Origin of the sequence: Pantoea sp. CCBC3-3-1 (assembly GCF_007981265.1) — a bacterium.
Classification (GTDB): domain Bacteria; phylum Pseudomonadota; class Gammaproteobacteria; order Enterobacterales; family Enterobacteriaceae; genus Erwinia.
Genome location: NZ_CP034363.1, coordinates 1,249,143 through 1,262,242, shown reverse-complemented (window position 1 = coordinate 1,262,242; position 13,100 = coordinate 1,249,143). Strand labels below are relative to the sequence as shown.

General features: G+C 51.0%; 24 protein-coding genes and 1 pseudogene. 15 read left to right on the top strand and 10 right to left on the bottom strand.

Annotated elements, in window-relative coordinates:
* Nucleotides 1–111: 111 nt before the first annotated feature.
* The 9 genes from EHV07_RS05820 to EHV07_RS05785 all read right to left on the bottom strand — a co-directional run bounded on the left by EHV07_RS05820 (nt 112) and on the right by EHV07_RS05785 (nt 4,036).
* Entirely contained in the window at nt 112–291 is a 180-nt protein-coding gene (locus tag EHV07_RS05820) for a hypothetical protein (protein WP_147195965.1), read from the bottom strand.
* On the bottom strand, nt 288–566 hold the full coding sequence (locus tag EHV07_RS05815; RefSeq protein ID WP_147195963.1) for a hypothetical protein: 279 nt from the start codon (nt 564–566) through the stop codon (nt 288–290). Before EHV07_RS05815 ends, EHV07_RS05820 begins: the two co-directional genes overlap by 4 nt.
* The gene (locus tag EHV07_RS05810; RefSeq protein ID WP_217363422.1) at nt 563–832 is read right to left on the bottom strand and encodes a DUF4884 domain-containing protein; all 270 of its coding nucleotides are present in this window, start codon (nt 830–832) and stop codon (nt 563–565) included. Before EHV07_RS05810 ends, EHV07_RS05815 begins: the two co-directional genes overlap by 4 nt.
* A complete protein-coding gene (locus tag EHV07_RS24740; protein WP_217363421.1) occupies nt 829–996 on the bottom strand; it encodes a hypothetical protein in 168 nt (55 codons plus the stop codon). Before EHV07_RS24740 ends, EHV07_RS05810 begins: the two co-directional genes overlap by 4 nt.
* A gap of 1 nt (nt 997) precedes the next feature.
* Nucleotides 998–1,759 (bottom strand): replication protein P, encoded by a 762-nt coding sequence (locus tag EHV07_RS05805; protein WP_147195959.1) that lies wholly within the window; start codon nt 1,757–1,759, stop codon nt 998–1,000.
* On the bottom strand, nt 1,756–2,574 hold the full coding sequence (locus EHV07_RS05800) for a replication protein (protein ID WP_147195957.1): 819 nt from the start codon (nt 2,572–2,574) through the stop codon (nt 1,756–1,758). The genes EHV07_RS05805 and EHV07_RS05800 overlap by 4 nt, the downstream gene beginning before the upstream one ends.
* Nucleotides 2,571–3,401 (bottom strand): DNA-binding protein, encoded by an 831-nt coding sequence (locus tag EHV07_RS05795; RefSeq protein WP_147195955.1) that lies wholly within the window; start codon nt 3,399–3,401, stop codon nt 2,571–2,573. Before EHV07_RS05795 ends, EHV07_RS05800 begins: the two co-directional genes overlap by 4 nt.
* Nucleotides 3,402–3,435: 34 nt before the next feature.
* The gene (locus EHV07_RS05790) at nt 3,436–3,711 is read right to left on the bottom strand and encodes a lambda phage CII family protein (protein ID WP_147195953.1); all 276 of its coding nucleotides are present in this window, start codon (nt 3,709–3,711) and stop codon (nt 3,436–3,438) included.
* A gap of 109 nt (nt 3,712–3,820) precedes the next feature.
* Nucleotides 3,821–4,036 (bottom strand): helix-turn-helix domain-containing protein, encoded by a 216-nt coding sequence (locus EHV07_RS05785; RefSeq protein WP_147195952.1) that lies wholly within the window; start codon nt 4,034–4,036, stop codon nt 3,821–3,823.
* Between the two features lie 99 nt (nt 4,037–4,135).
* Between EHV07_RS05785 and EHV07_RS05780 the strand changes: the two genes are divergently transcribed.
* The 3 genes from EHV07_RS05780 to EHV07_RS05770 all read left to right on the top strand — a co-directional run bounded on the left by EHV07_RS05780 (nt 4,136) and on the right by EHV07_RS05770 (nt 6,332).
* On the top strand, nt 4,136–4,765 hold the full coding sequence (locus tag EHV07_RS05780; protein ID WP_147195950.1) for a LexA family transcriptional regulator: 630 nt from the start codon (nt 4,136–4,138) through the stop codon (nt 4,763–4,765).
* A gap of 378 nt (nt 4,766–5,143) precedes the next feature.
* Nucleotides 5,144–5,386, top strand: coding sequence for a hypothetical protein (locus EHV07_RS05775; RefSeq protein WP_147195948.1), 243 nt, complete (start codon nt 5,144–5,146; stop codon nt 5,384–5,386).
* Nucleotides 5,387–6,059: 673 nt separating this feature from the next.
* Nucleotides 6,060–6,332, top strand: a complete 273-nt coding sequence (locus EHV07_RS05770; RefSeq protein WP_147195946.1) for a hypothetical protein — start codon at nt 6,060–6,062, stop codon at nt 6,330–6,332.
* Here the strand turns inward: EHV07_RS05770 and EHV07_RS05765 are convergent.
* Entirely contained in the window at nt 6,325–6,612 is a 288-nt protein-coding gene (locus tag EHV07_RS05765; RefSeq protein WP_147195944.1) for a hypothetical protein, read from the bottom strand. The two genes, EHV07_RS05770 and EHV07_RS05765, sit on opposite strands and share 8 nt — an antisense overlap.
* Nucleotides 6,613–6,741: 129 nt before the next feature.
* Between EHV07_RS05765 and EHV07_RS05760 the strand changes: the two genes are divergently transcribed.
* From EHV07_RS05760 to EHV07_RS05700, 12 genes and pseudogenes are all read left to right on the top strand, one after another.
* Nucleotides 6,742–6,873, top strand: coding sequence for a protease FtsH-inhibitory lysogeny factor CIII (locus tag EHV07_RS05760; RefSeq protein ID WP_147195942.1), 132 nt, complete (start codon nt 6,742–6,744; stop codon nt 6,871–6,873).
* Between the two features lie 103 nt (nt 6,874–6,976).
* Entirely contained in the window at nt 6,977–7,291 is a 315-nt protein-coding gene (locus EHV07_RS05755; RefSeq protein ID WP_147195940.1) for a hypothetical protein, read from the top strand.
* A complete protein-coding gene (locus EHV07_RS05750; RefSeq protein ID WP_147195938.1) occupies nt 7,291–8,226 on the top strand; it encodes a recombinase RecT in 936 nt (311 codons plus the stop codon). Before EHV07_RS05755 ends, EHV07_RS05750 begins: the two co-directional genes overlap by 1 nt.
* A complete protein-coding gene (locus EHV07_RS05745; RefSeq protein ID WP_147200538.1) occupies nt 8,226–8,906 on the top strand; it encodes a lambda exonuclease family protein in 681 nt (226 codons plus the stop codon). Before EHV07_RS05750 ends, EHV07_RS05745 begins: the two co-directional genes overlap by 1 nt.
* A gap of 39 nt (nt 8,907–8,945) precedes the next feature.
* Nucleotides 8,946–9,803, top strand: coding sequence for a phosphoadenosine phosphosulfate reductase family protein (locus tag EHV07_RS05740; RefSeq protein WP_147195936.1), 858 nt, complete (start codon nt 8,946–8,948; stop codon nt 9,801–9,803).
* Between the two features lie 114 nt (nt 9,804–9,917).
* Nucleotides 9,918–10,142, top strand: a complete 225-nt coding sequence (locus EHV07_RS05735; protein WP_147195934.1) for a hypothetical protein — start codon at nt 9,918–9,920, stop codon at nt 10,140–10,142.
* A 65-nt stretch (nt 10,143–10,207) separates the two neighbouring features.
* Nucleotides 10,208–10,375 (top strand): annotated as a pseudogene (locus EHV07_RS05730) (DNA polymerase III subunit theta); the annotation flags it as partial.
* A 4-nt stretch (nt 10,376–10,379) separates the two neighbouring features.
* Nucleotides 10,380–10,622 carry a hypothetical protein gene (locus EHV07_RS05725; RefSeq protein ID WP_147195932.1) on the top strand — a complete coding sequence of 81 codons (243 nt, stop codon included), beginning with the start codon at nt 10,380–10,382 and terminating at the stop codon, nt 10,620–10,622.
* A 69-nt stretch (nt 10,623–10,691) separates the two neighbouring features.
* On the top strand, nt 10,692–10,901 hold the full coding sequence (locus EHV07_RS05720) for a hypothetical protein (RefSeq protein WP_147195930.1): 210 nt from the start codon (nt 10,692–10,694) through the stop codon (nt 10,899–10,901).
* Between the two features lie 221 nt (nt 10,902–11,122).
* Nucleotides 11,123–11,671 (top strand): hypothetical protein, encoded by a 549-nt coding sequence (locus tag EHV07_RS05710; protein ID WP_147195926.1) that lies wholly within the window; start codon nt 11,123–11,125, stop codon nt 11,669–11,671.
* Nucleotides 11,672–11,709: 38 nt separating this feature from the next.
* Nucleotides 11,710–12,039, top strand: coding sequence for a helix-turn-helix domain-containing protein (locus EHV07_RS05705; protein WP_147195924.1), 330 nt, complete (start codon nt 11,710–11,712; stop codon nt 12,037–12,039).
* Complete coding sequence (locus tag EHV07_RS05700) at nt 11,934–13,097, top strand: site-specific integrase (RefSeq protein ID WP_147195921.1); 1,164 nt, start codon at nt 11,934–11,936, stop codon at nt 13,095–13,097. The genes EHV07_RS05705 and EHV07_RS05700 overlap by 106 nt, the downstream gene beginning before the upstream one ends.
* Nucleotides 13,098–13,100 lie beyond the last annotated feature (3 nt).

Here is a 13,100-nt window from a genome sequence, read left to right as displayed (position 1 = left end):
ACGCCATTCGGTGAATTTGATGCGGTATTTCTTGCCGGAAGATACGAGGTCGAAGATTAACTTAGTGAACTGGCCCAGGGTTGATTTGTGCAAACAGAAGTCCTGCACGGCTCACCTCCGGTTTAGCTGCTCCAGCAATTTTGCAGTGTGGATCTGGCCTTTGGTTATCACTTCGTCGATTACCTGCTGGCTGTGGCCGCCTTCCATGTTGAATAGCTTAAGCAGCAACAGTGCGCTGTTGATTTCGTTCAGATGGTCGGGCTGTTTAATTGGGGTGATTTCAGCTGTCATTTTTCCTCGCCTGTTGCGAAATGCTGTTTAAATTTTTCATCAATCACGCTGTCAGGCGTACTGATTGAGATAGACAATTGAGCATCATTGCTCTCCTGTTTGGCGCGGGCCATCCATGCTGTACGCATATCGAGAACAGATGCTTTGGCGCTGTGGATCACCTCATCTTCAGCTTCATCCCAATGATATGCCAGGTGGTATATTGCTGGATTTTCTTGCTCCAGCCATTTATTGAACGACTGTATCTCGCGCCGCTCCAGCTCATCGTTGGTCATGATCCGCTCCCATTTTTATTAGTGATCACCTCGTCGTAGGAGGTGGTGCGATTCTTTCCGTTGTTGCGCGAATAGCTGCTGTTTGTCTGGCCGGGGCAATTTGTGAAGTAAACGTTACGTCCACCATCCGCGAACCGGTAAACGGTGCAGCCATCAACCGTGAATAACTTTCCGACTCTGAAATCTGATCCGGCCATCTGTACCGACTCTGGCTCCTTGTCGCAGCCAACGAGCAAAACCGCTGCCAGCAAAATTATCTTTTTCAAAACCCGCCCCCTCGTGGCTTGCCCTGCTGCTGGCGTGAATCGCGCTCCGCGCGCGCCGCTGCCGCCTTGACCAGAATTGTCGTTACCGCACCGGCCACCAGTGATTTGTTAAAAAACTGCGCCATCAACTGCTCGCGGGTAAGCCCGTAAATTACCTGAGTCATATCACACCAACCCTACCGCTTTGCGGCGTTTGTATTCGGCATGTAGCCATTGTGCCGGAGTTACCGAGCCGAGAACGCGAGCATCGGGCATCCAGCGCATTTTCAAATCGTCACCAGTGGGCTGATCGCTTACCGGCATCACGTCCCGTCTCACTTCCAGGCTGACAACCGGATCGGGAATGCTTTGGCCCGACGCGACTTTTTTCGACCATTCATCCAGCTGCTTCGCGGCGTACTTTTCGACTTCAGCCTCGCTGAGCTGGCGCTGGTACATGGCGCGGCGGGTATCGCAGACAATCCAGTACATGACGGGTTTCGACCATGGGAAGCGCTCCGCGCCGCCAGTGTACAATCCCTTATCACGGCTGTAGCGGTGGAACTCCTGCATGACCTCTTCCACGGTCACGCCGAGGATTACCGAACTGTCTTTGCACCAGCTGATGAATTTGCCAGGCGACGGCCAGAAGTCGGAGTTGCTCGCCCTGGCGTGCCGCACGCCTGCCGCCAGCTGGTCACGGGTCTTAATGCCGTTTTCGGCAAAGGCGGCGATCCACTGGCGCTTGGTGGTTTTCTCTTCCGCTTCGCTGCGCAGGCTGGTGCTGACCGCTGCCGGAAAGATTTGCTTCAGCTGGCGAAACAGCGAGTCAACCAGCTGTTCAGCTTCGCTGCTGATGATTTTTTCAGGTTCGTAGCTTCCGCCAGCCATGCGGGCCATAGCGGAGCCGTCACGATTGTTGATCGCCTCTACGAGTTGCAGGCTCATATGAAATCCTCCCAGCCTTCACGGCTGTTCCAGTGTGGGGTTTGCGGATTGGCTTGCTGCTGCTTGCGATTTTGAAACTTCGGCTTGAACAGGCCCTGATAGCCGTTCGCGATACTGGTGTTAATTACTTCCGCCGGGTCGTGGCCTTCGTCAAAACATTCTTTCAGCAGGTTGAATGCCTTGCTGACCGTCAGTGCCGTTTTGATAGGCTTCTTCGACTGGCTGCGGTACTGAACCCATTCCTTCCAGCCTTGTTCGTTTAGCCATTCAGGAATTGGAATATCGAGAGGGTCGAACTTTTCAAGTTTTTCCCCTTGGGGAATTAAGGGGGTATTGGTGTTTTCTTTTTTATTTAAAGAGTTTCTTTTGTGTGTCTCTAACTTCGAGACTTCTTGTGTCTCTATCTTAGAGACAACTTTTGTCTTCAACTTAGAGACACTGTCTCTTTTTTGGAGACTATTGGTAAAAATCCATGCTGAAAGCTCTTTGTTTGGCCCAATCTTGTTGCCTTCCACTGTCAGGCAATTCATTGAGATAAGCTCCCTTTTTGCCTTGTTAACGTTCTGCCTGGAGAGGCCGGTGATCTCAGCTATCTGTATATCGGCTATCCTGTCGAGCTTTTTTTGAAACCCGTAAGTTTTCCGAATTACAGCGATCATCACCTTCAACTGCCGCGCAGTTAAATCAGCTCCTGCAATGGCCTCAAGCAGCTCGTTAGCGATTCGGGTATATCCTTCATCGGTATCAGCCACTCTTTGCTCCACGACCCGCAGAGCGGGTTTTATGGGGGTTACATTGTCATAGGCGAAGCTCATGCTGCCTCCCCGCCGTTAGTTGGAATGCCAGCTCGGTACTCAGCCAGGATGCGCTGAATTTCGTCGGCCGTGCCATGCGAGAGGATCAGATGGTCGAAATCTCCATAGCGCGCGTGCTTCGCATCAACCAGCAACTCAACCAGGCGACGTGCTTTCTTCGCGCTAAACTGCGGCATGGCGTCGCTTTTGGTCAGCTTCTTCTTTCCGGCGGCACGGGCTTTATCCATCTGCGCCAGCGCTACTGATTCCGCTGCGGCACCGTGCTGTTGAGAAAGAGCAACCGCCGTTGTCGGTGCCACCTCGCCGGATTTGACCATTGCGATCAGGCCGTCGCCGCATTCCAGCAGTTGCAGGTGATAATTCACGTCAGCCACGGAGCGCTTCACCTTCTTCGCTATCTCCGCTGACTCCCAGCCCTGATTGCTGAGGCGCTGATATGCCGCTGCGCGCTCCAGCGGCGCCAACGCTTTACCCTGCGAGCTGGTGACCATGAAAGCGATGCGATCGGCTTCGGTACCAACGAAATCCTTGCACTCCAGGCGGGCGACCTCATGCCCGGCATCGGTAGCCATCTTTGCACCGTAGTAGCGGTGATGGCCGTCGATAACCTTCACGCCCTGCTCTGTTACCTGCACCGCCAGCGGCGGAACAAACTCGCCAGCGATAAATGCATCGCGAAATTCAGTAGCATGCTCCTGGTCGATTTCGCGCACGTTATAGCCCGGCTCGACATACAGCTCGCTCAGCGGCACCAGAAACGTTTTTTTAACGGTCGTTTCCGTGCCGTTTTTGTCTTTTGCCTTGTAAAGCAGTGATAAAGAACTCATAATTACTCCTGTAAATTGATCCAGTCTTTTCGCATCAGGCCTCGAACGTTACAGCGTTTGGGGCTTTTTCTTTTGTCAGAAGCAGTGCTACCTGTTTTGCCAGGCTCGCCAGTTCCTCGTCCTCTACACCCCATTCCAGAACAGCCAGTAGCATGCTCATCTTCGGAATGAAGCTGTCTTTCCATCGCGTGATCTGCGATTCGTTAATCCCTAATGCCGACGCAACGTTCCGCTGACCTCTCATCGCTATGCGGTTGAGAATGTTGCTTGTAATTGCGGTGGCTTTCTTGCGGGTACTTGTAATTTCCATTGCTTATAATTTTCTTGTTGAGTTAGTTACATGTCGGCACCGTGGGGTGCCACATTTGGTTTTCCCTGGTATTCCGAGGGAGGGTCAGATTGATAAAGAGCGGTATTGCTTATGCTGCTTTGTTACGTTTGGTGCCGTGCATCAGCCAATTAGCATCACACTGAAGCGCGGCAGCCAGCTCAAACAGAAAGCGCGAACGCTTTGTTACGCCGGACTCGATAGACTGGATAGACTGCTGTCGCATGCCTGCCTTATCAGCCAACTGCGCCTGGGTCATATTGCGTTCCAGCCGCTTCTGTTTGAGGCGTTGAGAAAAAGTATCCATTGTTTCACCTCCACAGTTTTAACTGTATTCTCCAACAGATAAATCTGTTTGTCAAATACAGTTTTGCCTGTGAGGATTGATGCAAATGGAGAGGAGCCTATGAGCCTTGCAGATAGAGTAAAAAAACGAAGATTGGAAATGGGGATTTCACAGGCTGAGGCGGCTGAAAAAGCAGGTATCAGGCAACAATCCTGGGCTAGTATTGAAGATGGTAAAACTCTTAAGCCTCGCAATATTGTCGGTATCGCAGAGGCGCTTAAATGCGATCCCGCTTGGCTTATGAATGGTGGAGTCTTCCTTCCGGTCAGCGAGGTCAACACAAGGAGGATTCCATTGATCAGCTATGTTCAGGCGGGTGAACTCGCAGTTAAAAGCCCAATAGAAGCGCTGGATGGCAGCTTTGAGTATGTCATGACGGATATGGACTGGTCACAGTACACGTTCGCCCTGCGCATCGTAGGGGACTCAATGGAGCCTGATTTTAAGGCGGGAGACGTTATTATCGTTGACCCGGAGATCGAGCCGCACCCGGGTGAGTTTGTTGTTGGAAAGAATGGTGAGCATGAGGCCACATTTAAAAAATACCGACCAACAGGAATTAAGGATGGGGTGCAACACTTTGAATTGGTTCCACTAAATAACGACTATCCCACAATGAATAGCGCTGAACGTCATATCACTATTATCGGTACAATGGTAGAACACCGCATTTACCGCCGTAAACGCTAGCCCCGCCATACCGAATAAGCCGCCTACGGGCGGTTTTTTTTCGCCTTTACAAAATTAAATCTGTTTCCAATACAGCAACATACAGTTTTACCGTTAATTAATACAGTTTTACCTGTTGACCATTTAACAGTTTTGTCTGTATATTTTATCCCATCAGCACGACACACCGCTACACAGTCTGCTGATTCTGCTCTTTAACAATATGACCCTGTGAATACACAGGCCGAGGCGAGTGCTTCGGGGTGAGGTGTCCGAGCCTAAAAGTAACGCGGATTGCTTCTCAGAGCATGAGCGAATCGGGATGGCAGTCGGCGCAGCTGAGACCAGAGCCACAATGTCACGCCACCTCACCACCCAAGCACTCATTGAGGAAAACCCATGAACAGAAATCAACGTCGTATGGCGGCATTCAACGCAAAGAAAGCAGCTGAGCAAATTGGACAGCAACGTTTCGAGCGGCGCATTGTGACCATGTTATCCAGCTGCAACCAGAGAGTCGAGAAGGCCTTGTCAACTCCATCACCCCGTGATGCCAAGACAAACGGCGCGGTCTGTATGGCAGAGGTAGCGCTTTACAGTGCGGGCCATCGAAAGGTGGTCGATACTGTGACTGCCAGATAGCAACCCTTGTATGTGAATATTCAGTCGCGCAATTCAACCGTGCTATGGCGACTGATAAGAAAAAGAATTAAGGTTGTTTCAAACTCACAATCTGGTGGATATATGGTCAAGATAATTGTGAAGCCTGCAAAGGATAATGCCCGAAACAGGCGCAGAGATGAGCGCCAGCGTCAGCGAGACCAGCGAAGCTCAGAAGCTTCGCTTGAGCGACGGATTGCAAATGAATTGACTGGTAGCAGGGCTGCAACACTTGCAGAAAAAGCGAGCGGGGGCATTGAGAACATCACCAAAGACCCGATTCTGGAAAGTGGCGGAGGTGATGCGATGCATTCAGTAGTAAATCACGCTCACCAACGAGACCCGCGAAAGAAATGGTCCTAACAATAACCCGCTTCGGCGGGTTTTTTATTGCTCTCTATTAGGCGTTGATGGGGTTTGTCTCCGCCGAAATGCGGGGAACCAAAGTCAAGTTGGCTTTGGTGGGCGGTAGCTCAGTGTTAACCGGTAATCGGCCATTCTAGATGGCGGTGACGGTTGCAATAGCTGAAGGATAGTTTCTCAGAGTGCGCACGATGAGAGGCTGGATGTCGGTAAAGCTTAGAGCACCACGATGAGATCGTGGAGGTCACCCATAGAGGGTCTTCCCAACCAAAGCCAATTACCGGAGGTAGTCATGACAATAGTAATCACCTATCTGGCCTCTGATAACGCCAGAAATCGCCGCAGAGCAAAACGTGCAGCTGAGCGCCAAACATCAGTGACCGGCTGCTCTGATCGCGTCAACAAAGCAATGAACAGCACTGAGTACAAGATGAAGCTGCGCAGCAAGCCAGTTCCGGAAGCTGTGACTCGCGAGAACCCACAGTACCGCAAGGTGAATAACCCTTACGGCCAGATCACAAATGCCCGCCAGAAGATGCGTGGGAAAAGTATTCCCCTTATTTGATAGCTAAAAAATCAATATCCGTTATTTTTTTGCAATCCAATACTGTTTTACCGCTTTCGATTTTCTGAGTGATGTCAAGATGGTGGCCATTATTACGAGCATCTAATGCTTCATGAACTAAGGCTTCTCGCATAGTAGCCCATTCGTTTATGAGTCTTTTGATGACAATTTTGGAAATTACAAAATTACCGCACGTTGCGCAAAAAACCTTGAAAGCATTGTCTTTATCAACAGGTTTTTGATTAGCAATGCCATCACATAAAGGACATGAATCCGTCATTTTTTTACCCCATCAAATAAAAAATATACATTACCACCAACCGCCCACTGAGGCGGTTTTTTTTCGCCCATAACAAAGCGGCTTCACAGAGGCCTCTCCGTTATGCAACCAAATAACCAAGGAATAGCTATGCAACAGTTTGCCGTTGCAGGGTGGCCTGTTGCTGGCCGCTCTGAATCACTACTCGAAACTATTACACGTCGCCTTCGCACAGGATGGCGCAACCTTATCGACGCTTTAATGCAGCCCGGGAGGCCGTAATGGAAAGCATCAGCATCGCACGTAGCATGGCCCGGGTAGCTGTCATGACTCATGACGCAATGATGTGGATCGCAGCACACAACATGGCGCGGAGGTGCCTTTTATGCAGCTGAATTTCAAAGACCGTCAGGAAATCGAATCCATCATCGCTGCGTTTACCGAGACGGAGCACGAACAGGTTTATGCCACCGTTGAACAGGAAGTTGAGCGCATCAAGCACAACCCTGTGGAGTCCGCTATGGCTGTTTTCCTTGTCAGTTCTGGCAGAGATATCGATTTAGTTGGCCGCGCTCAGGATGGCGTAGATGCACAGGAAATGGCGCACAAATTCTTTTGGGATTATCTGACGAAGTTCGAAGAGCAGGCACTGGCCGAGCGCATATGGAAATCCCGGTATTCTTATAACGAGGTAGCGTAATGAACCAGCAACTGGTTAATCAGGTATTCGAGATCGTTAAACCGCTCAAAGCAGAGTTTGAGCAGGTTTGTAAGGAGCCTTCGCTGACGTTCAAGCGGGAGCTGGAATTTGCAATGCAGATATTCGCCAATAACGATTTTCTGGCCAAGGTGGCCGCGCAAAATCAGGTTACCACTCGCAGCGCTGTAATGAATATCGCAGCGATTGGCATCACGCTTAACCCTGCACAGAAACTGGCGTATCTGGTGCCGCGCAAAGGCTCCATTTGTCTCGATATTAGCTATATGGGCCTGATGCACATTGCCCAGCAGTCCGGCGCGATTAAATGGTGCCAGTCTGCGATCGTCAGAAAAAATGACAGGTTCATGCGAACCGGAATCGACCGGCCGCCTACGCATGAGTTTAACGAGTTCGACACCATCGAGCAGCGCGGGGATGTGGTTGGCGCCTATACGGTCGTTAAAACCGATGAAGGGGATTACCTCACACACACCATGCGCGCGGAGGATATTTTTTCCATCCGCGATCGCTCAGAAGCCTGGAAGAAATACCAACAGGACAGCTCGAAAAAATGCCCGTGGGTGACTGACGAAGAGCAAATGATCCTTAAGACGGTCGTGAAGCAGGCGGCGAAGTACTGGCCGCGCCGTGAGCGCCTAGACGCAGCTATCGACTATGTAAACACCGAAGGCGGCGAAGGTATCAACTTCAATCAGGATAAGACTCCAGAGCGTGACGTCTCACCAGCCAGCGAGCAGACCATCCAGAGCATCACCGATCTACTTTTAGCGATGGATAAGACGTGGGATACCGACATGCTCCCGCTGTGTTCCAACATATTCCGGCGTCCTATCACCTCTCCGGCGGATATGACCGAGGTGGAGGCTGTGAAAGCTCTGGACTTCCTTCAAAAGAAATCTAAGGCGGCAGCATGATAGAAACCGATCTGATCCTACAGCGCACCGGCGTTGATGTTCGGGTTATCGAGCAAGGAGGCGAAGACTGGCAACGCCTGCGCCTGGGCGTTATCACAGCCTCCGAAGTTTCAAACGTCATCGCGAAGCCCCGAAGCGGCACGAAGTGGCCAGACATGAAAGCCTCTTACTTCCATACGCTGCTGGCCGAAGTCTGTACCGGCGTCGCGCCAGAGGTTAACGCGAAAGCGCTGGCGTGGGGCAAGCAGCACGAAGAATCAGCGCGGGTGCTTTTCGAGTTCACATCAGGCGTTGATGTGACAGAAGCGCCGATCCTATACCGCGATGAAACCATGCGTACCGCTTGCTCGCCTGACGGCCTGTGCAGTGACGGGCACGGCCTTGAGCTGAAGTGCCCCTTCACTTCCCGCGACTTCATGAAATTCCGCCTGGGCGGATTTGATGCCATTAAATCGGCGTATATGGCTCAGGTGCAATACAGCATGTGGGTAACGGGAAAGGATGCCTGGTATTTCGCAAATTACGATCCGCGCATGAAGCGCGAAGGTATTCATCACGTCATCGTCGAACGCGACGAAAAATATATCGCCAGTTTTGAAGAGGCAGTGCCGGAGTTCATCGAAAAGATGGATTTGGCGCTGGCAGAAATAGGTTTCGAATTTGGCGACCAGTGGAAATAACCCTCCCCGGCCAGCTCGCCTGGCCCAACAGGAGCAGGTATGACTCATGTCGTTAGTTTCTCAGGCGGCAGGACGTCTGCCTATCTCGTTTACCTAATGGAGCAGCGCAGAAAGGCCGGTGAAGATGTTCACTACATTTTCATGGACACCGGCGCAGAGCACCCGATGACGTACCGGTTCGTGCGGGAGGTCGTGAAATTCTGGGATATCCCACTCACCTGCTTACAGGTTGAGATAAACCCGGAGCTTGGAGAGGGGAACGGCTACACAGTCTGGGAGCCGAAGGATATTCAGACCCGCATGCCAGCCATGAAGCCATTCATGGATATGGTCAAAAAGTACGGCACGCCTTACATCGGCGGCGCGTTCTGTACTGACCGGATGAAGCTCCAGCCGTTCAGGAAATATTGCGAGGATACTTTCGGTAAAGGGAATTACACGACGTGGTTGGGCATCCGGGCAGATGAGCCACGCCGCTTGGCAAAAAAGGATGGCATCCGTTTTCTGGCTGAAATTTCCGACTTCGAGAAACAGGATGTTCTCGACTGGTGGAAAACCCAACCTTTCGATCTGCAAATACCCGAGCACCTCGGCAACTGCATTTTCTGCATCAAAAAATCCACCCACAAACTTGGCCTGGCAACTAAAGACGAGCCGGGAATGAAGCTGCTTTTTGAGAAATGCGTAACCGGCCGGCACGTTCGTGACGGGCATCGCGCAACGCCGAAAGACGTTATGTACCGCGGACACCTGTCGCTCGACGGCATCGCCAAGATGTATGCCGACCACGATTACAACGACTTGCTGGAGCGCATGATCCGCGCAAAGAAACTGGACACAGGCAGCTGTTCGGAATCGTGCGAAGTGTTCTCAAGTCAATTAGAACTCGAATTTTAGGAGCTATAAAATGACTGAATACAATGTTAGTGGCGTTATCGAGAAAGACGGCGTAATTTGATTGTACAGAAGTCATTCAGTAAGCGATATCCCTAGTCAAGGAGAACGACGCCTATGTCCAGAAGCATAAGAAAAAAAGAAAAAACTCTTATTTCTCAGATGACTCCCGCAGAGAGTCATCGATACATGCTTTCTAAGTACAGTCATATCAAACTGCAAATTGATACAGCGAATGGCGAAAAATTTTCCAACGGAATGGTCAAAGCAGCTGATACGTACAGGTCACCATATGACTTGCGGAAAAAACGAGGGCGCACAGCAGATGGACAGCAAAAGTAACGCTCCATAACTTAGCAACACGCAGTAGAAAAGAGCGCGACAGAGTAAACGCGGATTTAGCTGTTTCAGGCATCCCTCAAAAGAAGTGCATGAAAAAACCGGTTATCTATAAGCAAGTAGAGATGCAACAGCCGGGATCACTTAAGAAATATTTCAGGGACAGACTCAAGTTTTACCGTGGAGAGTCGATGAGGTTTGCACGGGAATCAACCCGGTCTACCGGAAGGAAATGAAAGAATGGATGATTGTATAGTTTTTGATGATGCTGGTAACTCTTTTAAAATGAAAATTAAAGAAGGGAGTCAAGTACTAAGTAACGAGGATGAAAATACTGGACATGTCGATCATCGAAGGATTAAAGCCTTCCTACATAATGACGGGAATGAATATTTAGTGGCTCATTTCATGAGCAGAAGTCTAAATGACCATGAAATAAAAAGCGCCATTATTCAGCATAATCCAGAACCATACGTCAAATAACGCAGTCTCAACTAATTGAAACCACCCAAGCGGTGGTTTTTTTACGCCCAAATTTTAGGAGTAACAGATATGCACGCTGATATTTTAGATGAAGCAGCTGCCCGTGAGCAGCAGATGATTGAAGTTGCCCTGGCTAACCGGCCGGTGCCTAAAATGGTTTACACCGGCGAGTGCCACTGGTGCGAGGAACCGATAGCATTCGGTCACTATTGCGACAAGGATTGCCGCCACGACCACGAGGTGTTTTTGTGGGCTGAAAGTCAGCGGCGTATAGCATGAATGGACGCGCCGACTGAAAACGCCCTGCGGTCAGTCGCCCGAAATTGCCGGGCCGAGATAGTCAAAGCCACAACCGGCAAGCCCCGATCCGAGCACGACCGCATTACTACCCTTCTGTTAGACAAATACACCAAACTAATCACCGCGCTGCCGCCTGGCAGATACCCGGCCCGTCAATGGCTGGTCTACTTCGTGCGCGTGGTGGATAAGGAGATGAAAGCATGACTTTAGCGACTGGCGACAAGCTTACACCCGAAACATTCGCCGATTTTGTAAGCCGCCTTAAATACCACTGCGAGGGAGAGGGAGTCAGCGACCATTGTACTGCTGATGCGATTTTTATCGTTGAACGCAGGCGGCTGGTGAGCGGCATTGACCCCGACTATACGGATCAGCTGATGATTTATTGTGACGATAATCACTGGCTCAGTATCCAGGAATACTGGGATGATCTGGACTATGAATCACAGGTTGAACTTAATAAAAAATCGCAGGACTGGTGCGATAAGCAATTTATGAAAGCCGAAGACCGGGATCAGTGGTATCTGGTCGGTGAATTGGATGACCATACCGTGACCGGCTACCAATGGGAATGGGATTACGTTAATAGCCATTTCACCCGCGAAGCAGCAGAGGCCTTCATCGCCCGCAAAAAGCATGATTATCGTGATGGTCTGCGAGTGTACGTGGACGCAAATATTTATTGTTGGGAATTCAACACTATTAAACAGGCCCTGATAAAAGGTGACTTAATTCTCCGTCAGCGCTAATCACTCTCCCCCACATCATCGCAACCAAAGAGGCCGCTATGGCAAATGATGAACCGCTCACCCTGGCGGAAGCCGCCGCATTCCTTAAAGTCTCGCCGCGCACGGTCAGTAATATGATAAAGCGCGGTGATCTTGTCGGCCGGCAGACTGGCGGAACGTCCGGCAAGTACCTGGTGCTCCGTTCTGCCTGTATTGATTATCTTTCCAATCCACCTCAGAATCGCCCGGCGAGCATGGGTGATAGCGCCAAAGGAGTAGCACTATGTCAATCACCCTCAGAGGCGGAGTATGGCACTGTCATTTCTTTACCCCGGCAGGCAAAAGAGTTAGGCGCTCGCTTGGCACTGCGGACAAGAAGCAGGCCTTAGAGCTTCACGACAAGCTAAAGGCGGAGGCCTGGCGGGTCGATGAGATTGGAGATTTACCGACACGGACGTTTGAGGATGCCTGTCTGCGCTGGCTGGACGAAAAAGAGCATAAGCGCAGCCTTGACGATGACAAGGTAAAGATGGAGTTCTTCGTCGGGCATTTCTCGGGCCGGGACATATCCACCATCACAGGCGAGGAAATACAGAAGATCGTCAGCAAGATGGTGAACCGCAATCACCGCCGAAAATGGGAAGTTCAGCGTGACGCGGCATTACGGGATGGGAAGCCCGTGCCGGATTTCAAGGATAAGCCGGTCAGCGCAGGAACCAGAAGCCATTACCTTTCATTCATGCGATCGCTGTTACGCGCCGCGGCAAATGAATGGGGGTGGATAAAAACGGCACCGGTTATTAAAACGAAGAAGCCGATCAGCAAAAGGATACGCTGGCTGACCCGGGAAGAAGCGAACAGGCTCATTGACTGTGCTCCGGACAGCATCAGGCCGGTAATCGTGTTTGCGCTTTCTACCGGCCTGCGCAGGTCAAACATCATCGATCTGGAATGGACTCAGGTGGATATGCAAAGGAAGGTAGCCTGGATAAATCCAGAGAACGCCAAAGCGGGCAAGGCTATTGGCGTGGCTCTGAATGATACGGCGTGCAGGGTACTGAAGGAGCAGATAGGGAAGCATTCCCGATGGGTGTTTGTCCACACCAAAGCGGCCACCAGACACGATGGAACGAAAACGGCCGCTGTCAGGAAGATGCGACGTGATGATAACACGTCATGGCGCCTGGCACTCAAGCGGGCCGGGATTGAGGATTTCCGTTTTCACGATCTGCGACACACCTGGGCGAGCTGGCTGATACAGTCCGGCGTTCCGCTTTCTGCTTTACAGGAAATGGGTGGCTGGGAGTCGATAGAAATGGTGCGCCGGTATGCGCATCTCGCACCGAACCATTTGACCGAGCATGCGCGTAAAATTGACTCACTTTTGGGGAGTGACGACACAAATACGACACAAGGCGGAAATCAGGTGGGATTGAAACTAGCGTAAGCT